Source organism: Fibrobacter sp. (assembly GCF_045601785.1).
Classification (GTDB): domain Bacteria; phylum Fibrobacterota; class Fibrobacteria; order Fibrobacterales; family Fibrobacteraceae; genus Fibrobacter.
In genome coordinates, this window is record NZ_JAZSAF010000053.1 from 1 (window position 1) to 21884 (window position 21884).

The 21884-nt window shown below is 38.3% G+C and carries 33 protein-coding genes; 32 read left to right on the forward strand and 1 reads right to left on the reverse strand.

What is annotated here, in order from left to right; genetic code table 11:
- The coding region (locus tag ACKI61_RS07675) for a helix-turn-helix domain-containing protein (RefSeq protein WP_407457157.1) at positions 1-319 on the reverse strand (319 nt) is incomplete at its 3' end.
- Positions 320-328: 9 nt separating this feature from the next.
- Between ACKI61_RS07675 and ACKI61_RS07680 the strand changes: the two genes are divergently transcribed.
- From ACKI61_RS07680 to ACKI61_RS07835, 32 genes are all read left to right on the forward strand, one after another.
- The gene (locus ACKI61_RS07680; protein ID WP_407457158.1) at positions 329-421 is read left to right on the forward strand and encodes a hypothetical protein; all 93 of its coding nucleotides are present in this window, start codon (positions 329-331) and stop codon (positions 419-421) included.
- Positions 422-586: 165 nt separating this feature from the next.
- Positions 587-1501 carry a hypothetical protein gene (locus tag ACKI61_RS07685; RefSeq protein WP_407457159.1) on the forward strand — a complete coding sequence of 305 codons (915 nt, stop codon included), beginning with the start codon at positions 587-589 and terminating at the stop codon, positions 1499-1501.
- A gap of 87 nt (positions 1502-1588) precedes the next feature.
- Positions 1589-2386: a hypothetical protein gene (locus tag ACKI61_RS07690; protein ID WP_407457160.1), complete on the forward strand. Its 798-nt coding sequence runs from the start codon at positions 1589-1591 to the stop codon at positions 2384-2386.
- A gap of 143 nt (positions 2387-2529) precedes the next feature.
- Positions 2530-2940 (forward strand): hypothetical protein, encoded by a 411-nt coding sequence (locus ACKI61_RS07695; protein ID WP_407457161.1) that lies wholly within the window; start codon positions 2530-2532, stop codon positions 2938-2940.
- Positions 2941-3006: 66 nt separating this feature from the next.
- Positions 3007-4956 (forward strand): hypothetical protein, encoded by a 1950-nt coding sequence (locus ACKI61_RS07700; RefSeq protein WP_407457162.1) that lies wholly within the window; start codon positions 3007-3009, stop codon positions 4954-4956.
- A 13-nt stretch (positions 4957-4969) separates the two neighbouring features.
- Positions 4970-5374 (forward strand): hypothetical protein, encoded by a 405-nt coding sequence (locus ACKI61_RS07705; RefSeq protein WP_407457163.1) that lies wholly within the window; start codon positions 4970-4972, stop codon positions 5372-5374.
- Positions 5325-5732 (forward strand): hypothetical protein, encoded by a 408-nt coding sequence (locus ACKI61_RS07710; protein ID WP_407457164.1) that lies wholly within the window; start codon positions 5325-5327, stop codon positions 5730-5732. The genes ACKI61_RS07705 and ACKI61_RS07710 overlap by 50 nt, the downstream gene beginning before the upstream one ends.
- Positions 5725-6081 carry a hypothetical protein gene (locus ACKI61_RS07715; protein ID WP_407457165.1) on the forward strand — a complete coding sequence of 119 codons (357 nt, stop codon included), beginning with the start codon at positions 5725-5727 and terminating at the stop codon, positions 6079-6081. The genes ACKI61_RS07710 and ACKI61_RS07715 overlap by 8 nt, the downstream gene beginning before the upstream one ends.
- Positions 6078-6503 (forward strand): hypothetical protein, encoded by a 426-nt coding sequence (locus ACKI61_RS07720; protein WP_407457166.1) that lies wholly within the window; start codon positions 6078-6080, stop codon positions 6501-6503. Before ACKI61_RS07715 ends, ACKI61_RS07720 begins: the two co-directional genes overlap by 4 nt.
- 17 nt (positions 6504-6520) lie before the next feature.
- Positions 6521-7147 (forward strand): hypothetical protein, encoded by a 627-nt coding sequence (locus ACKI61_RS07725; RefSeq protein ID WP_407457167.1) that lies wholly within the window; start codon positions 6521-6523, stop codon positions 7145-7147.
- A gap of 8 nt (positions 7148-7155) precedes the next feature.
- Positions 7156-7575 (forward strand): hypothetical protein, encoded by a 420-nt coding sequence (locus ACKI61_RS07730; protein WP_407457168.1) that lies wholly within the window; start codon positions 7156-7158, stop codon positions 7573-7575.
- Positions 7575-9242, forward strand: a complete 1668-nt coding sequence (locus ACKI61_RS07735; RefSeq protein WP_407457169.1) for a tape measure protein — start codon at positions 7575-7577, stop codon at positions 9240-9242. The genes ACKI61_RS07730 and ACKI61_RS07735 overlap by 1 nt, the downstream gene beginning before the upstream one ends.
- The gene (locus ACKI61_RS07740; RefSeq protein ID WP_407457170.1) at positions 9239-10156 is read left to right on the forward strand and encodes a phage distal tail protein; all 918 of its coding nucleotides are present in this window, start codon (positions 9239-9241) and stop codon (positions 10154-10156) included. The genes ACKI61_RS07735 and ACKI61_RS07740 overlap by 4 nt, the downstream gene beginning before the upstream one ends.
- Positions 10153-11304 (forward strand): hypothetical protein, encoded by a 1152-nt coding sequence (locus tag ACKI61_RS07745; RefSeq protein ID WP_407457171.1) that lies wholly within the window; start codon positions 10153-10155, stop codon positions 11302-11304. Before ACKI61_RS07740 ends, ACKI61_RS07745 begins: the two co-directional genes overlap by 4 nt.
- A complete protein-coding gene (locus ACKI61_RS07750; protein ID WP_407457172.1) occupies positions 11297-11704 on the forward strand; it encodes a hypothetical protein in 408 nt (135 codons plus the stop codon). Before ACKI61_RS07745 ends, ACKI61_RS07750 begins: the two co-directional genes overlap by 8 nt.
- On the forward strand, positions 11701-12165 hold the full coding sequence (locus ACKI61_RS07755) for a hypothetical protein (protein WP_407457173.1): 465 nt from the start codon (positions 11701-11703) through the stop codon (positions 12163-12165). The genes ACKI61_RS07750 and ACKI61_RS07755 overlap by 4 nt, the downstream gene beginning before the upstream one ends.
- A complete protein-coding gene (locus ACKI61_RS07760; protein ID WP_407457174.1) occupies positions 12162-12479 on the forward strand; it encodes a hypothetical protein in 318 nt (105 codons plus the stop codon). The genes ACKI61_RS07755 and ACKI61_RS07760 overlap by 4 nt, the downstream gene beginning before the upstream one ends.
- A gap of 275 nt (positions 12480-12754) precedes the next feature.
- Entirely contained in the window at positions 12755-13459 is a 705-nt protein-coding gene (locus tag ACKI61_RS07765) for a helix-turn-helix domain-containing protein (protein WP_407457175.1), read from the forward strand.
- 67 nt (positions 13460-13526) lie between these two features.
- Complete coding sequence (locus ACKI61_RS07770; RefSeq protein WP_407457176.1) at positions 13527-14069, forward strand: hypothetical protein; 543 nt, start codon at positions 13527-13529, stop codon at positions 14067-14069.
- A gap of 190 nt (positions 14070-14259) precedes the next feature.
- A complete protein-coding gene (locus tag ACKI61_RS07775) occupies positions 14260-14619 on the forward strand; it encodes a hypothetical protein (RefSeq protein WP_407457177.1) in 360 nt (119 codons plus the stop codon).
- Positions 14616-15023, forward strand: coding sequence for a hypothetical protein (locus tag ACKI61_RS07780; RefSeq protein ID WP_407457178.1), 408 nt, complete (start codon positions 14616-14618; stop codon positions 15021-15023). Before ACKI61_RS07775 ends, ACKI61_RS07780 begins: the two co-directional genes overlap by 4 nt.
- A 174-nt stretch (positions 15024-15197) precedes the next feature.
- Complete coding sequence (locus ACKI61_RS07785) at positions 15198-15587, forward strand: hypothetical protein (RefSeq protein WP_407457179.1); 390 nt, start codon at positions 15198-15200, stop codon at positions 15585-15587.
- Complete coding sequence (locus ACKI61_RS07790; protein WP_407457180.1) at positions 15587-17059, forward strand: hypothetical protein; 1473 nt, start codon at positions 15587-15589, stop codon at positions 17057-17059. The genes ACKI61_RS07785 and ACKI61_RS07790 overlap by 1 nt, the downstream gene beginning before the upstream one ends.
- Positions 17060-17501: 442 nt before the next feature.
- On the forward strand, positions 17502-18065 hold the full coding sequence (locus ACKI61_RS07795; protein WP_407457181.1) for a Rad52/Rad22 family DNA repair protein: 564 nt from the start codon (positions 17502-17504) through the stop codon (positions 18063-18065).
- A 62-nt stretch (positions 18066-18127) separates the two neighbouring features.
- Entirely contained in the window at positions 18128-19063 is a 936-nt protein-coding gene (locus tag ACKI61_RS07800; protein WP_407457182.1) for an HNH endonuclease signature motif containing protein, read from the forward strand.
- A 437-nt stretch (positions 19064-19500) separates the two neighbouring features.
- On the forward strand, positions 19501-19947 hold the full coding sequence (locus ACKI61_RS07805) for a hypothetical protein (RefSeq protein ID WP_407457183.1): 447 nt from the start codon (positions 19501-19503) through the stop codon (positions 19945-19947).
- A 97-nt stretch (positions 19948-20044) separates the two neighbouring features.
- Positions 20045-20308: a hypothetical protein gene (locus tag ACKI61_RS07810; protein ID WP_407457184.1), complete on the forward strand. Its 264-nt coding sequence runs from the start codon at positions 20045-20047 to the stop codon at positions 20306-20308.
- The gene (locus tag ACKI61_RS07815; RefSeq protein ID WP_407457185.1) at positions 20301-20669 is read left to right on the forward strand and encodes a hypothetical protein; all 369 of its coding nucleotides are present in this window, start codon (positions 20301-20303) and stop codon (positions 20667-20669) included. Before ACKI61_RS07810 ends, ACKI61_RS07815 begins: the two co-directional genes overlap by 8 nt.
- Before the next feature lie 91 nt (positions 20670-20760).
- Positions 20761-21057 (forward strand): hypothetical protein, encoded by a 297-nt coding sequence (locus ACKI61_RS07820; RefSeq protein WP_407457186.1) that lies wholly within the window; start codon positions 20761-20763, stop codon positions 21055-21057.
- A complete protein-coding gene (locus ACKI61_RS07825) occupies positions 21050-21496 on the forward strand; it encodes a YopX family protein (RefSeq protein WP_407457187.1) in 447 nt (148 codons plus the stop codon). Before ACKI61_RS07820 ends, ACKI61_RS07825 begins: the two co-directional genes overlap by 8 nt.
- The gene (locus tag ACKI61_RS07830) at positions 21493-21693 is read left to right on the forward strand and encodes a hypothetical protein (protein WP_407457188.1); all 201 of its coding nucleotides are present in this window, start codon (positions 21493-21495) and stop codon (positions 21691-21693) included. Before ACKI61_RS07825 ends, ACKI61_RS07830 begins: the two co-directional genes overlap by 4 nt.
- Positions 21690-21878, forward strand: a complete 189-nt coding sequence (locus tag ACKI61_RS07835) for a hypothetical protein (protein WP_407457189.1) — start codon at positions 21690-21692, stop codon at positions 21876-21878. Before ACKI61_RS07830 ends, ACKI61_RS07835 begins: the two co-directional genes overlap by 4 nt.
- The last annotated feature ends 6 nt before the right edge of the window (positions 21879-21884 follow it).

Sequence of the window (21884 nt, forward strand, 5' to 3'; positions counted from 1 at the left end):
GTTGCCGTTCATAAGTGGAAGTATTCAAGATGATTCCCTCTCTGGAATTAGCACGCTTGATCAACTCCTCATGGGAACACTTGCGGCCTCTCACGGCATTATTGGCAGCGACTGTGAGGCTCTTGCGTTGTTGGGCAGTGAGGGAAGCCATGCGAGCATACATAGACTCACTTCGACCACGGCATATAGTGCCAGATTGCTTGAGGCGGAGTCTAATAGCTCCACGACTACACCCGAATCGTTCAGCAATAGCTTTCTCACTAATGCCGGACTGATAGAGTTTGATAATGTGATTAGTGTCGAGGTCAATACGGTTCATAATACCCCTGTGTATGATTTAGAAACTACATCTACATTATATGCCGCCAACGGTATAGTGTCAAGTAATTGCCGCTGCTACTTTGATGAGGTGTTAGTCTAATGGGCGCGATTAAAATTAGATGTCCTAAATGTGGGTGGATCTTAGGCGATACAGATAAAAGTATAGACTGCGTAATAAACTGCCCTAAATGTAATGCAGTAAAGGTAAAAATGAAAGTGGCGACCTTCGCCGAATATAATGATTTAATAAGAAAGGAGCAAAAAAATGACTAATCCAAATAATGCTGTCGGGACCAATGCCGCCTATGGTGGTAGAACCTCGGTGAATGCTTTTAACGATGATTTGTCGGCTTACAGCCGTGGAGTTCTATCTGGCTGGACTTGCTCGCCGAGTTCGGGTTTAACAGTAGCTCTTGGAGGAAATGGCACAAACCGAGATGTGGCGATAGCAGAAGATCCAGCAGGAAATAAGGCTACAATAAACAATATTTCAGGCTCACCAATAAACGTAACTTTAGACGCAGCTCCCGCTAGCAATTCTAGAATAGATTTAATTGTAGCCTATGTTGTTAATCCACCGGAAGGTACAGACACTATCGCGGATAACCCTGCGGCTTGTGGTATTATACCAGTAAAAGGTACCGCCGCTGCTTCACCAGTAGCACCTAACGATTCTACGATTCGTTCCGCTATTACTTCAGATGGGGCATCGGGCGCTACGGCTTATTATGTAGTTTTAGCACAAATCGCTATTGCTTCTAGTACTACCGATATTGTAGCGGGGAATATCGCCCAAGGAGCGAGCGCTAATATTGGAATAAACCAGATTGCCGATGGGGCCATAACGTCAGATAAGATAGATTTTACAACATTAACCATAAATAGCGGAACTATTCCGCAGGCTAGTACTATTACAATAGTAAATACCCCTGGCCGTTGGCTGGTATTCGCTTTTTGTACGACAACAACACCGGCAGATAGCGGGACACCAGGGTTACACTTGATGCTTAACGGGACCGTGATCAAAGAAACATATTGTGGCAATACAACCGAAGCTCAATGGGAGAATCTCGTAGTTTTTGATATAGTTACTTTAACGAACGGCGATTCTTTAACTTTGCTTGCAGACAAATCTAATATCCCGGCTTCACGCTCTGAATATATTGCAATTCGAATTTGATTAGTTTATTGACCCGAAGTCTATCTTGTTTGACATTAAAAATAAAAAATAATATCATAAATTCAGAATAACTATGAAAGGTTACTTATGAAAAAAGGTAAAATAATTTCACTTATAATAGCGATTGTAGTGGCTATTATTGGCTGCGTTACGGGAGCCGTAGTAAATATAAATTCTAATAATGAGAATTTCAACGCTACAATAGAATATTCAGAAGAACAGATCCCCGCGACCGTGGTTGATGACCAAGGTGAAATTATAAACGTAGAGGAAATCCAGGGTGAAGAGATCCCAACGGTAGAAGAAATAGACGGTGGAAAATTTGAAGATGTTGATACTGGCGTTTCAGAAGCTGACGGCGAATATGCTGATTTAGGTTGGGCTGAAACTTTTAACGTTTCTACACCTGATGCTTTTAAAAATGATACCCTCGGCAAGTGCATATCAGCGAATAACAAGTTTGGAAGTCAATGCGTTTCACTCGCTAGAGTGTTCTGGTGGAGTTACGCTGATAGAGATGTTTCTACATGTGGCACTGGTGCTGCAAAAGGTATGATGGATTGTGCCGAGCAAAATGCGGGGGATGATTTCTTAGTTTACTGGGCTAAGGACGAACGTCAGATTCAGGCTGGCGACTGGCTCGTCTTTAAAGGCGGTCTTTATGGCCATGTAGGTATGGCGCTTGGCCCAGTAAAAAATGGTTATGTGGCTTTACTTGGCGAAAATCAAGGCGGGAAAGCTTGCGAGGGCGGCGGTGCTGCTACTAATATTATAAATATTTCTACTAAAAATCTTATCGGCTTTTATCGCCCTAAAAAATATGTAAAACCCGCCCCAAAACCAAAACCCGCTCCGGCTGTTCCTGATACTGGTATCGTAAAATAATGATATAATACAGGTAGGCCTTTTAGCCTAATAAGTTATCTCCACACTACAAAACCACCTGAAACAATGCGAGGCAGGTGGTTTTTTGGTATAATGATTTTAGTACCTTAAAATCACGCGCAGATTCAAAGGGGGGTGATTCTTTGAAAAAGAAAAGACGCTACTATAAAAAGCAAAAGAAATGTGTTTCGAGGGAAAAAGAATCAAAGAACGATTGTCACCATATTCTATGGCAACGAAAAAAATGGAATAAAGGTTATCTAAGGAAGCTCAGGGACTTTTATTATTGCAAAGTCTATATTCCGAAAGATACTTTACACCAAGAAATTCATAATCGCATAAGATTTATCCCCGAACCAAGACCGATGAGCGCTAGGTTTGCAATTCAGCAACTCGAATTATTAGATTATTATGGCGCAATAAGCGATAGCGACAGCTTTGACAAAAGACTGAGGATCCTCATTGAGCTTTTTAGATATGTGGAAGATAATACCGCAAGCGCCTTAGAGTTACAGTTAGAAATTGTGCGTGATTATAATAGCCCTTCGGATTGAGGGGCTATATTTTACGACATTAGCTTTTATCTTTTCAAACGATAAAAATTATGCTATCATGAAAATATGAAGTTCTATGACGCTACAGTGCTTAAAGACGCTAAAAGCTCAGAAGAGCGTAGGTTTAGGAACATTCTTGCTAATTCAGGGCAGATTATGGAATCAGGAGAAATCCGAGATTTAGAAAATCTGTATGTAATGGGTAGGGACGGAAAACCAATAGCGATTAAAGCGCTAAATACTAACCCCGATAAACAAACAGAAGAATATACAGTAAAGGCTCAAGCTGACCACGGTACAATAATAGACGGCGAATTAGTTGATACGATTGAAAAGCAATTCGGGTCATGTAAAGTCTGGTTGGAAGCTGATGGGCTCCACGCTCGTATGTATTTTGCGAATGACGACAAATTAGCAGATCATGCGTATGCGATTTCTGAAGATGCCAGCTATTCAACTGGGATTGACTGGTTCCCAGACGGTTATTATGGCGTTGGATTGAATATAGAAGAACCAATTGGAATACTGCGGGAGATTTCAATGGTATTGACTGGTAATGATCCCCGCGCTAAAACCATTGACCATATAGAAGCTGAAACGGTGGGGGCTAAAGGTAGCGAAGCTGTCAAAGCTGATAATGGTGATAATAATAAAGAAAATGAGGAATCAGAAATGAGCAAAACTCAAGATGAACTCACTCCAAACGAGAACACTGCGATGAAGCAAAAACTCGCAGAAGATTTGGTAGAAAAAGTTGCTGAAGTAGTTGACGAATTTACTACCAATGTTCCAGAGAGTGAGGTACAACCCACAGCTCGTGATGAAAAATCAGATGAGCCAGAGGTTGAGGGATCAAAAGATTCTGAAGAAGCTACTGAAGCTGAAGCTCCAGCTGAGCCAGAAGCCCCAAAAGAAGCTGAGACTAAAGATACAGTAGTTCATAATATTAACATTAACCTTAGGGATAGAGCTGTGAAAAACGAAACTCCTGTTGTATCAAAAGATACTAAAGCCGAAGCTAAGAAAGCTAAATTCAACGCTATTCGCGATGCTCTCAAAGCTTCCAATTTCAAATTTGACGCAAAGTTCGCTTCTGCGTTAGAATCTAAAGACGCCATTACTGGTCTTGGCACTCCATTAAACATCACTAACATGTTTACTGATGCCATGGAGCACAATGATGGCATTTTAAGCTACATTTATCACATCGGTGGAACTAATGGACGTGGTTTAAGAAACAATGCCCTCGCTGGTACTGCAGATTATGGTAATGAAGCTCAAGGCCACAAAAAAGGTGATACCAAAGTTGATGAAGATTTGACTAACACTATTCGTGTCGCCTACGATAAAATGATTTACAAGAAACTCTCGCTTGATGCGATGGAAATCTATGAGAATCCAGAACTAATTGAGTTCCGTTCTCGTGAACTTCTTGATCAAATCCTTCTTTCGATTGAACGTGCTATCTTTATCGGTGATGGCCGAACCGCTCCTGGTGAAGGCGAAGCTGATTTACGCATGTTTGATGCTACTACTAATACCGGTCTTTATCCAATTGCAAGCGATTGTGCTGCAGAAACTGGCTATGGTACATTAGTTGCTTCTAGCTACACTGTAAATGAAGGCGATAATCTTTATGATGGTGTCGTTGGCGCTCGCCAATGGATTCGCTCTGAAGGCGACCAAATTTTGGTAGTAAAGCCAACTGTATTGACTACTGCTTTCCAAGCTAAGGTTGGTAACCGCTATCTCATCGAGCCAGGTGCGACCGCAGAAGACATTTTCCGCGTTGCCCGCGTATTTAGCCCAATGTGGATGGAATATGCTAATGATGACGCATATCTATTAGTCAGAAACGGTTATACCACTACCGGCGAACGCTCGCCAAGGATTTACCCATTCTTTGACGTTTCTACCAACGAAAACATTTTGCTCAATGAAATGCCTATCGGTGGTACATTGACAAAGTACAAATCTGCTGCTGCTATCAAGGGCTTAAGCACACCAAGCGCTTAATTAGGAGAATAAAATGCTGACGCAAGAGAATTACTGCATATACACTGGGCAAACCGTAAATTATTCCGATTCAGATTGGCAAACTCTAGTGAGTATTGCTAGTAAACGTCTTGCGTCGCTTTTATGCCTTGAAACATTCCCAGAATTGACAGATGAAAATAAAGATCTAGCCATGCTCCTTGCAAACTTTATCTGCGCAACTCTGAAATTCCAAGGCGCTCCAGACACGATAGAATCAAAAAGCGTGCGAAACTTTACAATTAACTTTAAAAGTAGTGCCACCAACGCTTTTGGCCAAATATATCACAATTATGAAGATATAATTGAAGCCTATAGCAATTGCGGTTCAGACATCAAAGTAGAGCGAAATGCTCGGCACTGTTGCGGGTATTATAACAATGGACTTCTCAATTTTTGAGGCTTTTCCGAATGCAATAATTTCTGGAATTTGGCAAATTGGTTATTGTCAACATGGAACTGTAGTCGGAAATGAATTTACTCCATTAAACAATATAGACGTAGTAATAGATGAGGGCTCAAGCTCGTCTATAAATTCTATCCCAGAAGCGCTACGTTCTGATTTGCTAATATACGCTTATCCGTGCCAAATGCCTACGCTAGATACTACTGCTCTCGTTTCGAGTTATATGCTTTACAATTCGGAAACAAATAAATATTACGAGATAGTAGATGCTGGAATCGGGAAAAACCAACATACGGGCTTAGTCGAACATATAGAATTAAAAGTCGTCCAAACAGAGGTTGTAAATGGCTAGAGTAGTAGCCGTTAAAGTGACTTGGGATAACTCGAAAATATCTTTGATGAATGACCGAGCCGTTAATGGTTTATTCAGATTAGGTTTTGATATTGCAGCCCAAGCGAGGAGGAATGCCCCATATCTAACCGGTGCTTTAAGAAGTACGATTAGAGTTCAAGAAACTAGCGACAAAAATACTTTACAAGTCGTTGCCGGTGGAGTTTATGGCGGCAAAAGCGTTCCATATGCATGGGTTCGTGAACAAGGGCCCAATAGAAACCCTGCCACAGAACATTATATGGAAAATGCCGCTAAAACCGTATTAGCTGGCGATTACATGAAAAAATACTTTGGAAATATATTATGATTACATTAGCGATATTAAACCAAATGGAGGCAGACGGAGTTGCTGACCTCGTTATTGACTCTAACTGTTTTTGGGAGCAAGCCCCATTATTAAAAGACGGGAAGCCCGCTAGTGGAGTTTGGCTTGTAACTCGTGGCGGAAGCGCTATGAACTCGCCAAAAGGCTATAATCTACATTCTACAGTTGATTTTTATGTAGCACTTGCAAATAAGCCAAAAACGGAATATGTCCATCAGCAGATACTTGAATGGATAATCAACAATCCTTGTTTTTGCGAATTGACCGACAGCGTCGGTGGCATTACATACGATTTTAAAAATGTGCGTATCAGACCGACTACTACGCCACAAAATTTTGTAGTCACGGAAAATAATTTAGTTGTAAAAATCGCAAGCGCAGAGATAATCTACGATATTAACTAATAATAAGAAAGGAAAATATGGCAGTTCAAAATATAACTCAACTTCGCCGTATAGTATTTCGCAAATGGGATGCAACCGAAAGCACTTGGGACGTTTTTACTCTTGAGCCAGATGACCTCGGTCAAGATACGGTGATGACTATTAACGTAGCTCCCCGTATGCGAAGCCGTGCATCTAGCCTTGGTAGCACTGAAACTGCAATTTCTGGCACTCTTGACAGCTTTGCTGGCTCTATCACATTCTTGATGGATACATTCAAGAATCTTGGGCAAGCTATCCAGAAATGGAATCAAGCGACTTATGAAGGCGCTGGATCCAATGCCGGAAATATCATCTGGGACGGAACGGACATTTGCGCCGAAGGTGAATATATGTCTGTTATAGCTCAAGGTCTTTGCGATGATGGTTCATCAGTAGACGTAGAGCTTACAAGATGCATTCCGAGTGTTGATGATGATATTGAGATTGGGACAGGTGATACTCCAACAATCACCCTTAATCTACATCCAATAATCTATAATTCAACTCTCCATGCGACTGACGGCTATCCACAGTATTCTGCAAGGCTAGGCGACTACGATTTAACTACTAAGATGCGTCTAAATGCCTCAACTGGCATTTACGCTGCACCCGCATCCGCCTAGGAGTTGAGATGACGGTGCCCGAATTGACTTTAAAGCAAGTAAAAGAAACTGCAAAAGTGAAAACTTTTCGGGCATCGGACTTTTTAACTGATGAGCAAATAGAAGAAGTCCATGAATCTAATATAAGAGGTAGAAAGCAGACTAGTTTTAACGAAATAGACGCATATATCGCTGAGATTTTAGCAAGATTCGGTTATGATACATATGTAGCCTGGAAATTCGGGGAGATAAGTGAAGAAAATATGGCAAAGTTTATTAAAGCCGAAAGGGCAAGAGAAGCGAGAAATCGTCTTAAAATCGAAAATATCATTGTTGCTAGCGTTTCTGGCGCGAATAACCCTACAAAGACTGGCCACGCTCCGAAAAGCCTAAAAATGGCAACTAAAATGCTTAAAAGCGAAGAAAAAATAGCAAAGGGAGGTGAATAATGGCTACTCAGGTTGGCGAAGCGATAATCAAACTCACATTCGACGGGAAAGATGTAAAAGCCGAGCTAAATAAAGTTGAATCACAAGTCGAGAAAACAGGAAAATCTACTGGGAATAAATGGGCCAGCGCTTGGACAGTAGCCGCCGGTAATCTAATTGCTAAGGGAGTCTCAAAAATTGCATCTACTGTAAGTAATACGATGGACGGCGCTATAAACCGATTAGACATTCTAAATAACTTCCCTAAAGTTATGACTTCGCTGGGATACTCGGCTGATGAGGCAAATAAATCTGTTTCTACAATGTCTGATGCGCTAGACGGACTCCCGACATCACTTGATGCTATGACAAGTGATGTTCAAAAATTAGCGGCAACGATGGGCAATCTCGCTTCTGGTGAAGTGAATGCAACATCCGTAGGGCTTGCGTTGAATGATATGTTCTTAGCTGGCGGGAAAGGTACAGAGGCCGCCTCACGAGCTATGGAGCAGTATAACCAAATGCTCTCACAGGGTCGTGTAGACATGCAGAGCTGGCGTTCAATAGTAAATGCCGCGCCAGGACAATTAGACCAATTATCAAAAGCTTTACTTGGAGCTAATGCAAACCAAGCAGATCTGTACCAGGCGTTGCAAGACGGATTAGTCACTTTTGATGATTTCAATGCGGCGATTGTAAAACTAGATAAAGAAGGCGGTGAAGGCTTTGCCTCGTTATACGATCAGGCGGTAGCAGGGACTGGCGGGATTGCGACTCAATTGCAAAACGTGACTAATACGATGAATAAAATCGTAGCTGCCGCGCTCGCTGGGAATACGGAAGATATGGCGAAATATACTGATCAGCTAGTCCAAAGGGTTAGCGCTGTGGCTCCGACACTAATACAAGGCTTTTCGAACGCTTTTGTGGCATTATTGCAAGCCTTGCCAGGAATAATTACCGGCCTGATGCCGGTGATTACTTCGGGCATGCAAAGCTTGCTACAAGGCACCCTACAACAACTTCCTGCAATTATTTCGGCCTTAACTGCCGCATTACCTGACGTTATTCTAGCAGTAGTAAATTTCTTAACTGACCCGGCAAATATTGGGCTGATTATTGAATCCGCAATTGCGCTGTTTATGGGAATCGTCCAGGCTGTGCCACAAATCCTAGGTGGGTTATTACAGGCTTTTGGAAACCTAGTAGGCAATATGTGGAACTGGATTACTCAAAGATTTGGGCAATTTGCCGCTGATTTTGGTAATTTTATCGGCGGAATCTTCAAAGGCGCTGTGAATGGTGTCTTAACCTTCATTGAAGGCTTTATTAACGCGCCGATAGATTTACTTAATGGTTTTTTAGGTCTTATAAATGACGCCTTTGGTTGGATTGGCGTACACATAGATTCTATACCTAGAATTAACCTACCAAGATTAGCACAGGGTGGTGTAGTAGATTCTGCGACTACTGCTATAATTGGAGAAGCTGGGACTGAAGCCGTGATTCCATTAGAAAATAATACGGGAAATTGGGCGGGACTACTCGCTTCGACGCTAGCTGAAGAAATGGAAGTCCAGGGGAATGGGCGAGAGATTAACGTTTATATGAATAATAATATAAATAATAGGCTAGATGCCGAAGAAATCGGTAGCCTAATGATTCAAAGTATTAGGAGGGCTGCATGAATATAGATCAAATAGAAACTAAATGTTTTATTTTAGCGCTTTTCATAAGAGAAGACGGCGAAAGATTTTTGCTAGGTTCAGGGGCCTATGACTTTAAAGACTCGCAATTACATTTTGTGGCCAATGAATATAAAAATGATATTGTGGAGGTCCAAGGCGATGACGGTTTACTCCTAGCGGGGCAAGTTAGACGCAGCTCAAAGCAAGACTTTGACGGTTATATTGGCGATGCAACAGTGAAGAAACCAGATGTAGAAAATTACCGCACAGATTTCTTGGCATTTTTTAGAAAAGATTTTTATTATACTGTAGTTTATATATTCCCAGACGGGACGGCAATACAAAGGCGAAAGGGCTTTATTGTAGATGCTCCAGAAGTAAAAGAACTATACCAATTCTACCCAGAGTATCATGTAGCATTAAATTTCGAAGATATAAACTATTATAGCTATTCTGAAAATGAAGAAGGTGAAGAAATATATATGATGAGCGCTCTGATTCCAGTTTCGGCGGGCGGATCATCTGGCGGTTTAGTTTGGGATTCTGTAGGGAATGAATGGGATTCTGTCGGCTCTATATGGGAAGAAAGCGGGACTGCTGGCCCGACTACTATATCGGTAGGATCCATAGATAATGTTTATCCTATGTGGGAGATTAAAGGACCCGCGAATAATCCTCAACTAACTTCATTAACGGCTGGGATAACTTTAACTTATACCGGGAATGTCAATAGCGGTCAAACTTTAATTATAGATATGTTCAATAAGACTGCCAAACTAGATAATACTAGCGTGATAAATAATATCTCTGGCGATTGGGTTTATTTCAAGCCTGGCGATAATCGTGTAACTTATACTACGATTAACCAAGATTCTACTCCAAGTACAATTTATTGGCAGGAGGTAGTCGGGTGATAAAGACAGCTAATTATGAAGTAAACTTATATCTAAACGGTATTTTGATAGGAGATGTGAGAAAAATCGCAGAAAATCTTTCATATTCCCGTAAAAGAACTAAAATAGGCGTTGATTCAATAGATTTTACCATAAATGATGTTCTATTAAATCGCTGGTGTATTGAGCGTAATACGAATATAAATGAGATTTTAAAACCGATAGCATTAGAGTGCCGGCTAAAAAGAAATGGAATTGAAATAATTGGCGGTTTTCTAGCTACAATGCCCGCTTATTCTCCTCTAAATAAAAGTGCCGACTTAACATTACATTTTGACGGATTTTTAAATCTTTTAGGCGGTGTCTTTATCCGAAACATTAGTAATAATTTACCGCTTGGGACTATTACTGGGCCAGCAGGGTCATTAGTTTCTTCGATGATACTTCTTGGGAATAATATATCAGAAGATGCCGGAAAATCTTTTAACTTTATTCCAGGAAATATTGAAAGTTTAGCTACTATTATTCATACCTTTGATAATTATAAAACTATTAAAGATTGGATTTGTGACAGATGTGATAATACGACTGGTGCGGGGCCGTTTGATGTCTATTTTCATGCTGATAAGACCTACGATGTCATTTCTGACAATCATTTTGGAGATGTCATATCTGACTGGGTGGCATTTTACCCAACATTATTAAATAATACTTCGGTTACCTCAATATCTGCTAGTGAAGTAGGCGGTTTTGCTAGTGCCGAAATCGGTATTGGCTCTGGCGAAATTTCAGCAAATCCCGACGAAAATACAGCGCTTTATACCTTTGCTATAAATGCTAATAAAGTTTTAGAGTATGGCTACGCCGAAAAACTATACCAAGAGAGTAGCATTTCTAAATTAGAAACATTACAAAATAATATTAACGCTGATTTAGATAATGCTTCGAACCCGATATGGCAGCCAGAAATTACTTTACACGGTAAACAAGTAGAGCCGAAGCCGACAGGTTCGAATAAAATTTGGGTTGGCGATACAATAACTATAAATAATAGTTTAGATTTAACCGGTATGACTAATGGCAAATTTAGAGTAAACGAATTAAATGTTGTTATTTCTGATACTGGCGATGAAATAATAAGCCCGGTATTGGAGAGAGTTAATGCATAATGGCGAATATCAAATAGACCGCTATATTAAAGAAATGGAAGATGAAGTGCTCGCACTTAAAACAGCGCATCAAAGACCGCTAGGAACTTTAGATTTTTTTAAAAAATCGTTATCTTTTACGGTGAATTTATCGGAATCATACGGAGTCTATGCGGTTGATTTTATAGTTGTTGTAAAAATTGCAACGCCTACTACAAAGCCTCCGATAGTTCAATGTGGCTGGAGCACACCAACGGGATTTTTAAAAGTAGATTTCTTAGATTTTAGTGTAAGCTCTGATTATGAAACTTATTCTTATAAATTAGAATTATTGACAAGCCAAACTATTGACTCGGCAAATATGAATTTTACGGCCTTAAGCTCGCAGCCAATAATTAGTGTAAATTGGAGTTACTCATGATAATCGGTGATTTGTGGCCTAAAAAAATAAATGATTTAAAAAGAGAAATTAGAAATATTAAAACAGCTCATTTTAAAACGGCCACTACAATAAATACAATGACAGATACGGCCCAAGTAAACTTTTCTTTAACTTATGATTCTTTAACTGGGCAAGCTTATAGTACGCAACGCGCAATAATTACTTTAAACATTTTGGACGGCTCTGAAATGGTTAGCGCCTGCTATTTATTAGGCACTACCCCCAGTAATTTAAATGATAGATTTGCTTTTATTAAAAGATTAGACTCTATAGAAAATCAAATTCGCTATGATATAACGGTTTATTCGCAAAATACATCAGATATTGAAACTCTTGCCGGTGGTGGATCCGTGAATCTAAATTATAATATTCAACTCGTAGGTAGTAGCAGATTTAGCACGGCAATAGAATATAAAAATATTTTAGGAGGGACTTCGTGATAATTTATGATGAAATGTGGCGCGAATTAAAGCGCATGAAACAAGAGATTTTAGATCTAAAACAAATAAAAAAAGCATCTAGTGCCTCAAAGTATTATATCTTTACCGAATCGAGCGGAAATTATTATAATTATTGGAAAATTACTTATAAAGATGGTTCTCAGCCGATAATTTCAGAAGTTCTATCTTATTCAGATACTTCTTTATCTGCGCCGAGTAATAATATTCAATATCTTTTTAGTTTTTCACAAGCGATAAATGATATTACGATCTTATCTACTCGCGAGATTTTGAATATTGAAGGTATAAGTTGATTTTTATCAAAAACTTTGTATAATATAAGTTGGTAGTTATTGGTTTGTATGACCTCCAATACTCCCCCCTTAGATAATCCTTTCGTTATTACATCTGAGGGGTTCTTTTTTTGTAATTTTTTTAAAAAATATATTATAATTAGAGTATGTAGCGTAATAAGAACTACTTGCGCTACAACTAAAGATGTGATAATATGGAGGTATAGTTCTTATTACGCGACCTCTGATTATTACATCAGAGGTTCTTTTTATTAAAAGTGGTTCGGAGGTAGCCCATGGCCGTATTTAGAATAAATAAAAATAAAAACTACACAGTGATGAGTAATTATCATTTAAAAGACAAAAACTTATCGCTAAAAGCCAAAGGCTTATTAAGCCAAATGCTTTCACTGCCCGATGATTGGGATTATACAGTGGCAGGCTTATGCGCTATAAATAAAGAAAGCAAAATAGCAATTAAAACCGCTTTAACGGAACTTAAAGAAAATGGTTATTTAGAAGTAATCAAGTTAATGCCGGATAAAACTAAAAGTGGGCGCATTGAATATATTTATAATATTTACGAACAACCTAACCTAAATATAGAAGAACAAGGTATAGAAAATCTATATATAGAAAATCAGCCACAATTAAATACTAATATATTAAATACTAATAAATTAAATACTAATAATATGAGTATACGCGCACAAATATGTGCTGAAAAACTTAAAAATAAAATATTAGAAATATACCCAAATAATGCGGGGGCAAAGAAAAAAGATTGCGTAAAAAGATGGGCCAAAGATATAGATAAAATGAACCGATTAGATGGTAGGAGCTGGGAAAATATAGAAAAGGCTATTGAATGGGCTATGAAAGATTCATTTTGGCAAAAGAATATATGGTCTGGCGCAAGCTTAAGAAAACACTATGATAGATTAGAAGCTGACGCCAGAGCAGATTTTATGAAACATGGTGTTATAACAGTAGGAATATAACATAATAATGTTGATTTTTATTTGAAGTGTGGTATATTATAAATAATAATAGGCGAAAGGAATTAAGATGAATAAAGAATTAGAGAAAAATTATTACAATTCGGACGGCAACCAAATTATAAATGAGGTCATAGATGGTAGCGGCAGAACCCAAACTATAAAATATGGTCTTATAAAACTCATGGGTGAAAAAAAAGAATATCGTGTTTCTTATAAAACACTGTTAGATATAAGTACCCTTAAAAAGACTAATTTTAGCAGCCAAATTAACATACCGGAAATAAATATGAGTGTGTTAATTTCACAAATAGTGATGATGAGAAGCGAAACAGAAGATATTAAAATAGTAGATGATTTTACTAAATTGCCCACCGAAACAATATGCCTAGATGAAAATTTTAATATAATAAACGGCCCAAAGAGAAAAATCGAAAGAGAATACGAGAAATATTACCGGGCTACCTGCCATTACGTTATAAGGGACGGCGTTAAACAATATTATTTAGAGCCAAGCCAAATAAAAGATTTATTAACTATGGTAAAAGACGAGGATCCAGACCATCCACACCGAGTCCAAAAAGCTCTACGATATGGACGCGATATTTTTTGAAATTCACGATAAACAATATAAGACAAGTAGTAGAATATCATAATATGCCTTTATTCGCATTTTAAGGCGCCTAGGACGCGTTCTATATATCAAAACGATAATCATATCACCTTTTGAATTACAATAGCTTTAAAACGCAAATAAATGCGAAATTCACAAAATGACGATTTTATGCTAGAATAATGTTGAAATGGATATTACGTCAATTATAACTACAAGCATCACAGCGATTGCTACAGTTATAGTGGCTTTATCTAATATATATATGAATTCTCAGCGAAAAAAAGACAAGGAAGAAGCTAGACAAATAGCCGAGAGAAATTCAGCGAAAACTTCAATTCAAAATATGATTACGCAAGATATTATTCGAGCTGAGATCCTTAAAAAGATGCCAGAAAATAGAGAGAATATTGAAAAAGAATATATAGATTATCATGAGAATGGCGGAAATGGTACTGTAACGAGGCAATATTCAGAATATTTAGGCTGGTACGATGAGCAAGAGAAAAAGTTGCAAAAAAATAAACGCCGTGCTACAAAAAAGGCATGAATAAAAAAATATCGTCTGATTTTAACCCACTAGAAGATGACGAATGTATAGTATTTTCTGATTGGTTAAAATTAAATAATATTCCTCATTGCCATGTCGCAAATGAATCGCGTAGTTCATCTAAAAGCGCCATGATTCGTGGGGCTAAATTAAAGCGTATGGGGCAAAGTAAAGGTGTTTGGGATTACGAAGTTTTTATACCGATTAAAGGGATTGACGGCAAAGTTGATTGTTATGAGCAAGTAAAAATTGAAATGAAGCGTAGAAAAGGTGGGACGGTCTCTCCGGAACAAAAAGTTTGGGGCGAGATTTATGAATTAGCTGGAATCCCTTGTAAAGTTTGTAAAGGCGCTGACGAAGCGATTAGATTTGTTAAAAATTATTTGAAAAGTGATTATTTTTGATATAATGAAACTGTAGATATAAGTGTAGCCTCTTGTTACTTATATCTAACGCTAAATAACTTCATTCTAAAATAAAAATAACTGCATAATACTTCACTTTAACCTACGCTTTTCTCTCCACAAGAAGCGTAGGTTTCGCTTTTCAAATAGGTTAAAGTATGGTATTATGGGGTTATGAAATGCCCACAAAATACGCCGATTGTAGGAAATTTGCAAACACTTAGCATAAATCGTGGGACAACCCTTAGTCTTAAAGCTCAAAGAATAAATTACAACAGCGAGCCGATACTAGAAAAAGCTCAAGAAATCTATTTTGTGGTAAAAAAACGCTGGACTGACCAAGAAGCTTTAATTATTAAAGATTTAAATGATATGACCTTCACAGAAGACGGTTATTATCATTTTACAATAAATCCTACCGATACCGAGAATTTACCGTATGGAACCTATGTGTGGGACTTTACGCCGGTTGAGAATGATAATGCTTACAGAGCGAAACCCGCGCATGGATATTTTGTCATCGGAAATTCGGCCGGCTGGATCATTAACGAAACGGAGGACTAATGGAAATTGAAAACCAAGAACAAGAGATACAGATGAGTCCCGAATTATATCTAGGGGTTGTTAGTCTTGTTACCTCCGTAAATGGGCAGATTGGCGATGTAGTTCTAACCGCAAGTGATGTAAACGCATTGTCAGACACTACTTTATATGCGGCGGCTTTATCATTAACTATAAATCCTACGACCTATGTCTTAACCGGCCAATTACTAGACCAAAATGGCGATAACCTCGGCGAAGCTCAAAGTATAGATTTGCCATTAGAAAGCATGGTAGTGGGCGGCGAATATGATTCTACTACTAAAAGCGTGATCTTAACATTAAAAAATGGACAGACAGTTGCTTTTTCTGTTGCCGACTTGGTTTCAGGGTTACAAGCAGAAATTACTCAAAATAATAAACTAGCTTCTGATTTAGTTGATGATACAAATCAAACAAATAAATTTATTACTGAAGTTTTATTAGATAAATTGAACGATTTAGTTTTAATTAAAAGTATTGGTGACGGTTTAGATTTAGATGCTAATGGCGAATTGAGTGCGCCAGAATTTACTGGGACAGACGGAACTGCGGCTGGAGTTGCCGGGATTGTGCCTGCTCCTGCAGCTACTGATGCAGATAAATTTCTAAAATCAGATGGCACTTGGGACGTAGCAGGAGTATCACCTGTTCAGACTACGGGCACTAGCACTACAGATGTAATGAGCCAAAAGGCTACTACCACGATGGTTTATTCTGATAAAAATACTTCTACCTGGACTGGTGGCGGAGCAGTATATATAGGAAATATAAATGCAAGCCAAGTTCGAGTGCCAGATCCAAGTACAAGTGATAGACACTGGAAATACTTTTACGCACTCCCAGGCGATAATACAAAGCTTCCAAGCAATAATACCATAGCAATTATGGGGTACACGGATTCGATAAATGCCACCGGAATAGCATTAGGGAGTTCTACAGACCCGGCAATCCTTTTTGGAAATTCCGGAGTGGCGATTGGAGTGGGCGCAAAAACGGCGCAACAGAGTATTGCTATTGGCACAGGCGCGCTCGCTGGCGACACTAATACTAACGAAACTGGGCAGATTGCGATAGGGTCAGGTTCAAAAGCCTCTCAAGCAACGTATTCAATACATTTAGGAGCGAATACGAGCTCATCTTATGGCGTTCGAAATATAAATTCAACTTCCTCTATCGCTATTGGTAAAAACTCATCAGTAGGAGACGCTTCAACCGGCTATGCGAATTCTGTAGCTCTTGGCGCTTATTCTCATGCTACGCGGCAAGGTGAAGTAAATATTGGACTGGTAAATGGAGAAACTACTGGCGGATATAATAATACTGCTTATCGTGTCATCGGTGGCGTTCATGACGGGCAACTAGCGCAGGATGCCGTGACGGTAAGTCAAGTAAATGCTACTATAGACGCTATAAATGCGGCTTTAAACACGAGTATTCCACATATCGGCGCTTAAATCAGCTATATTTTCATAAGTCTTTTGTTTACAAATGGCTTTTGTTTGTGGTATAATAAAAATAATAGTAAACGAAAGGAGCTTATTATAAATATAGCAGTTCAAAATAAATCTAAAAATGGAAAAGTTTTTGTTCGAAACTTATCCTACCAAAAGTATTGCGAACAGCAATTAAACGAAATAATCAAAGAAATGGAGGGAATAAAGAAAAATCTATTAGATATACAAGAGGATATACGCGAGGAGCTAGAAAAATATGAGTAAAATTGAAGATTATGCTAAAAAGATATATGATGAAGAATTCCCAGATTTAACCGATGAAAGGAATCTAAAATCATGTACGGGTTAGATTATGATTATACCGATACGCCTAGATTTGAGGCGGAACAAGAATTAGAAAAGAAATTTATAAGAGGGGAAATCGAAAGGAGAAGCGAAAAAAATGAGTGAAAAAATAAAAAAAGAGCCAAGCGAAGGATCCTCTAAATTAGTTTTTAGAAAACTGATGCCAAATGAGATTGAATGTCGTATCGGGCAGATAAAAGAAAACGGTCTAACATTATTACTTTATAAAGACGCACGAGTTGATATGAATATATTAGACGAAACCGTGGGGCCGCTAAACTGGAAGCGAGAACACGGCCGGGATAATAGGAATTGTATTGTCAGCATCTGGGATAGAGATAAAAAAGAATGGGTATCTAAAGAAGATACTGGGACTGAAAGTAACACTGAAGCCGAAAAGGGTCTTGCCTCGGATTCATTTAAACGAGCCTGCGTGAACTGGGGAATTGGAAGAGAATTATATTCAGCCCCGTTTATTTGGGTTAAAAATGGTGATGCGGCGATAGCCCCAATAGGCGGAAAATATAAATGTTTTGACAAATTTAAAGTTGTTAAATTAACGTATAAGAAAAATGGCGATATAGATGGATTGGCTATTAAAAATACCAAAACTAATCAAGTAGTCTTTACTCAAATGCCAAAAGAAAAGGAGGAAAAGTAATGGTACACCCAAAAAAGGGCACAAAAGCTTGCGAACAGGCCACAAAAAGGTGGCGCGAATCTATGATTAAGAAATACGGCTCGGTAGAAGCATTTAAAGCACAGTTAATAAGGCAAGGTTCAAAAGGTGGCAAAAACGGGCGTACTATTATGATGGATACCAGAGAAGCGGTTTCTCTCGGCGAATATACACTATTTTCAGACGGTGAGATTTTAGGTAAAAATGGCAAGCCAATGACACCCCAAAAAGATGAAAAGGGCTATTTAAGAATTAGGCTAGATTATGGCGATGTTGATAAATACGGAGCTTCTACATATAAAGTCCATAGACTAGTAGCCGAAAACTTTATACCCAACCCACTAAACAAGCCACAAGTTAATCATATAAATGGTGATAAAACCGATAACCGTGTAGAAAATCTTGAGTGGGTTACAAATACCGAAAATATAAAACATGCTATTGAAAATGGATTACAAGATAATACTTCCAAACAAATGAATAAGTTGGGAGGCCAAATAAAAACTGCCTATTCAGAGGGCTATATTATAAAGGATATAGCAAAAAAAAATAATATAAGTGAAAAAACGATTATGAGGCGATTGGGCGAATTTGAAGCAGAACCAATCACTACTTTAAAATTAGGTAGAAAAAAAGTATATTTTTATTATGATAAAAGCCGCAAGAAATATAGAGTTGAAGCAAATGATAGAATACCAAAAGGAAAACAGTTTGATACTAGAGAAGAAGCGCAGAAATATGTAAATACTTTTTATAAAGTAGGTGGCTTTGCCTCTAATCCTGAGCTTGCAAAAAAAACAGGAAGGATTGGAGGAAAGATTTCTTGCCGAGGAAGTGCATATAGCACCAAATGGAAAAAGAATAAAGAAAAGATACTTAAAATGTATGATTCTGGAGATTATGCAATGACCGAAATCGCAACAAAATTCAATATGCCTTATGGGGCACTCCGAGCTAGGATCCGAAAGGAACGAAAATGATAAGTGCGATAAGCTTTCATGCAATAGAGCGTTTACAGGAAAGACGAAACCTGACCCATCTATTAAGGCATTGTAACAAAATAAGTAAATGGAATCTCCCGAGCGACGGAGTAACTATTCACAAAGGCTACAAATATATCACACGGGGGGGGGGTCTTACAAACTGTTTACCCAGATAAAAAAACCATCAAAGAATATAACAAAGAGAAAGGATTAAAGGAGTTACAAGATGGTAACAAAAGCCTGGTTTAATAATTTATCATTAAAAAATAGATTAAAAGTTCAAAAATTTGCTCTGATGCTTTATTCTATGGAGGAGTTAAAATGATCGAAATAATTGGCGGGATCGTGTGTCTTATATGCGTAAATCATGGGAATATCAATTCATGTATAAATAAGCACCGCAAAACAGCGGGCGGTTATAGATGGGAGGCATTATGCGCTTAAAAAATAAGGAAACTGGAGCAATAGTAGATTCTATCCAACCAATATTGGGCAAGGATGGATACTCCATAAAAGAGCTCAATGACGAGTGGGAGGATTATAAACCGAAGGTGTTTTATTATATCAATGAGAATGGTGGTGTTCTTCGTTATATACCATCTGATCCTGAAGGAGAGGACGAAACATATATAAAATATCAAAAAGAAATCGGCAACTACTTTGAGGCACGAGAGGAAGCTGAGAAAGCAGTGGAAAAACTCAAGGCTTGGAAACGGTTGAAAGATAAAGGGTTTAGGTTTACATTAACTCCAGGGACAGGTTCATTAGATATAGTTCCAGGCAAGTTCCAAATAGAAATCAACGCCGATATGCCTGCAAAGTGGTTTTGTTGTGATGCCGTGCAAGAGGATTTAGAGGTTTGTTTTGGAGGTGATGAATAATGGACATAGAGAACTTAAAGAAACAAGTACAAGATGCGTTTGATAAAGACAGGGTTGAACAAGAAAGACTAATTATTAAAGAGATTGGAGGTGAAGAATGAAGTTCATAGAAAAGTTATCTCATTTCAGGATAATTTATAAAAGATTATACGACCTAGAGTTAGAAAATAATAAGTTACGGTTTGAGATTGAAAATCTAAATTCAAGGATAAAAACATGGGAACATCGTCAGGTAATAATAAGAGAAGAAATTGGACGTGAGGTTATAAAAAACATGAATGAAAGAGTGTATGTCACGAGAATAGAGTCTGATGGTAAATACCTAGTGTCTTCTCCAAAGAAGGAGGTAAAGAATGAATAAATGGGAACCATATTTTAGACCCACTACAAAAAAGCATGATTCGGGATTTCGTTGTTTCGAGTGTGGTTATCTTGTAATGGGCAATAATAGAAAAGCCGTGAAGAAAGTAGTTATTGCTCGTGGAGTAGACCATATATCGAATTGGCTGTTTTCACCATTGGACGAAGGAACGCAATTTGATATGGATTTGTTATGTGATGGAAATATAAGAATTTACAGTTTCGGACGGCCGATATTTTGGAGTATCCCGGGGTTTTCCGATGCAAAAATAACGCTTCATAAGGAAGAGGCTTTTTGGCAGGAATACGACGAAATGGACGTAATTTGGGAAAAACAGAATCAGAAAGGAGTTGAAAAATGATTAGTGGTGCGAAATTATTACTTATTTGTATAACAGCTATTATTTGTTGTTTTACGATAGCTTGTGGTATAAGTGATATGGGAAGTAAAAAATGAGGATTAAAGACATAAAACCTGGCGGATGGATTAGGTATAACGATGCTTCAGGCACTCCAGAAATAGGGAAAGTTACAGCGTTTGAATACGATAAAAAATGCACAAATAACTATTGTCTCTACCTAGAGGGGCAGGATTACGGTAGACTATTTGAAAGAAAAGACTTCAAATACTCTGATGATGTAGCTGACCTTATCAAGAAAGATGAACGAGTGATAAAAATTGCAGGTCATTATATGTTAGGCAAAAGTTTTTCAAAAGAAGAATTTATAAAGGAGGTGAAGAATGAGTAGACCAAAAGACTTGAATGCCCCATCGCGTTGGAATATGCGAATTTGGGATGATTATAGAAAAGAGTGGCTATGCCAGAGTGATAAAGATGCCCTAACTTATTATGGGTTTGACATAACTGGTGGTGAAACGACAGAGTTTCAAGGATTACCAAAATGGCATCCAGATAGACACTTGATTTGGGAACAGTCCACTGGGCTTAAAGACAAGAACGGCAAAGAGATCTATGAGGGGGATATAATTAAATGTTATTCGCAAGACACTTACCCAATAGGGAGAGTAATGTATTCAGAAGAATATGCAGAATACGAAATAGTTGCTTATGACGCAGACTCTCTAAGAGATTATTCCCTTGAGCACTTTAGCCCAATAATTAACAAATATCTTGAGGTCATTGGAAATGTGCACGAGAACCTAGAATTGTTAGGAGGTGGAGAATGAGCAAAATAGATGAGCTAGAGAAAAGAGTTATGCATTTAGAAACCGAAGTGGAGCTATTAAAAGAACTTGTCAAGCTCCAAAACAAGTGCCCAGGGAGGATTGTACCTACATACCCACCAACGCCATTGAACCCTTATTACTCGAAAGAGCCAACTCTTGAACCGCCATACAAATTTACTTGCGGAGGTGAAGAATGAATAGATTTAACGAGTTATACGAACTTCAAAAAGATTGTATGGTGCTTGAAAAACGAGCTAGCGATCTGGGCCTAGATACCATTTCGGCCGACTTGAGTGATGTTTATGATCGGCTTGGCGAGATAATATATCAAATGGTACTAGGTGGCGATATAGTTGAAGGTAAAGCCTTTGGAATAAAGTAAAAGCAG

Excerpts from the sequence above, each read along its gene's own strand:
- ACKI61_RS07685 (WP_407457159.1), top strand. The coding sequence starts at position 587 with ATGACTAATCCAAATAATGCTGTCGGGACCAATGCCGCCTATGGTGGT.
- ACKI61_RS07690 (WP_407457160.1), top strand. The coding sequence starts at position 1,589 with ATGAAAAAAGGTAAAATAATTTCACTTATAATAGCGATTGTAGTGGCT.
- ACKI61_RS07700 (WP_407457162.1), top strand. The coding sequence starts at position 3,007 with ATGAAGTTCTATGACGCTACAGTGCTTAAAGACGCTAAAAGCTCAGAA.
- ACKI61_RS07705 (WP_407457163.1), top strand. The coding sequence starts at position 4,970 with ATGCTGACGCAAGAGAATTACTGCATATACACTGGGCAAACCGTAAAT.
- ACKI61_RS07710 (WP_407457164.1), top strand. The coding sequence starts at position 5,325 with ATGCTCGGCACTGTTGCGGGTATTATAACAATGGACTTCTCAATTTTT.
- ACKI61_RS07715 (WP_407457165.1), top strand. The coding sequence starts at position 5,725 with ATGGCTAGAGTAGTAGCCGTTAAAGTGACTTGGGATAACTCGAAAATA.
- ACKI61_RS07720 (WP_407457166.1), top strand. The coding sequence starts at position 6,078 with ATGATTACATTAGCGATATTAAACCAAATGGAGGCAGACGGAGTTGCT.
- ACKI61_RS07725 (WP_407457167.1), top strand. The coding sequence starts at position 6,521 with ATGGCAGTTCAAAATATAACTCAACTTCGCCGTATAGTATTTCGCAAA.
- ACKI61_RS07730 (WP_407457168.1), top strand. The coding sequence starts at position 7,156 with ATGACGGTGCCCGAATTGACTTTAAAGCAAGTAAAAGAAACTGCAAAA.
- ACKI61_RS07735 (WP_407457169.1), top strand. The coding sequence starts at position 7,575 with ATGGCTACTCAGGTTGGCGAAGCGATAATCAAACTCACATTCGACGGG.
- ACKI61_RS07740 (WP_407457170.1), top strand. The coding sequence starts at position 9,239 with ATGAATATAGATCAAATAGAAACTAAATGTTTTATTTTAGCGCTTTTC.
- ACKI61_RS07750 (WP_407457172.1), top strand. The coding sequence starts at position 11,297 with ATGCATAATGGCGAATATCAAATAGACCGCTATATTAAAGAAATGGAA.
- ACKI61_RS07755 (WP_407457173.1), top strand. The coding sequence starts at position 11,701 with ATGATAATCGGTGATTTGTGGCCTAAAAAAATAAATGATTTAAAAAGA.
- ACKI61_RS07765 (WP_407457175.1), top strand. The coding sequence starts at position 12,755 with ATGGCCGTATTTAGAATAAATAAAAATAAAAACTACACAGTGATGAGT.
- ACKI61_RS07770 (WP_407457176.1), top strand. The coding sequence starts at position 13,527 with ATGAATAAAGAATTAGAGAAAAATTATTACAATTCGGACGGCAACCAA.
- ACKI61_RS07775 (WP_407457177.1), top strand. The coding sequence starts at position 14,260 with ATGGATATTACGTCAATTATAACTACAAGCATCACAGCGATTGCTACA.
- ACKI61_RS07780 (WP_407457178.1), top strand. The coding sequence starts at position 14,616 with ATGAATAAAAAAATATCGTCTGATTTTAACCCACTAGAAGATGACGAA.
- ACKI61_RS07785 (WP_407457179.1), top strand. The coding sequence starts at position 15,198 with ATGAAATGCCCACAAAATACGCCGATTGTAGGAAATTTGCAAACACTT.
- ACKI61_RS07790 (WP_407457180.1), top strand. The coding sequence starts at position 15,587 with ATGGAAATTGAAAACCAAGAACAAGAGATACAGATGAGTCCCGAATTA.
- ACKI61_RS07795 (WP_407457181.1), top strand. The coding sequence starts at position 17,502 with ATGAGTGAAAAAATAAAAAAAGAGCCAAGCGAAGGATCCTCTAAATTA.
- ACKI61_RS07800 (WP_407457182.1), top strand. The coding sequence starts at position 18,128 with ATGATTAAGAAATACGGCTCGGTAGAAGCATTTAAAGCACAGTTAATA.
- ACKI61_RS07805 (WP_407457183.1), top strand. The coding sequence starts at position 19,501 with ATGCGCTTAAAAAATAAGGAAACTGGAGCAATAGTAGATTCTATCCAA.
- ACKI61_RS07810 (WP_407457184.1), top strand. The coding sequence starts at position 20,045 with ATGAAGTTCATAGAAAAGTTATCTCATTTCAGGATAATTTATAAAAGA.
- ACKI61_RS07815 (WP_407457185.1), top strand. The coding sequence starts at position 20,301 with ATGAATAAATGGGAACCATATTTTAGACCCACTACAAAAAAGCATGAT.
- ACKI61_RS07820 (WP_407457186.1), top strand. The coding sequence starts at position 20,761 with ATGAGGATTAAAGACATAAAACCTGGCGGATGGATTAGGTATAACGAT.
- ACKI61_RS07825 (WP_407457187.1), top strand. The coding sequence starts at position 21,050 with ATGAGTAGACCAAAAGACTTGAATGCCCCATCGCGTTGGAATATGCGA.
- ACKI61_RS07830 (WP_407457188.1), top strand. The coding sequence starts at position 21,493 with ATGAGCAAAATAGATGAGCTAGAGAAAAGAGTTATGCATTTAGAAACC.
- ACKI61_RS07835 (WP_407457189.1), top strand. The coding sequence starts at position 21,690 with ATGAATAGATTTAACGAGTTATACGAACTTCAAAAAGATTGTATGGTG.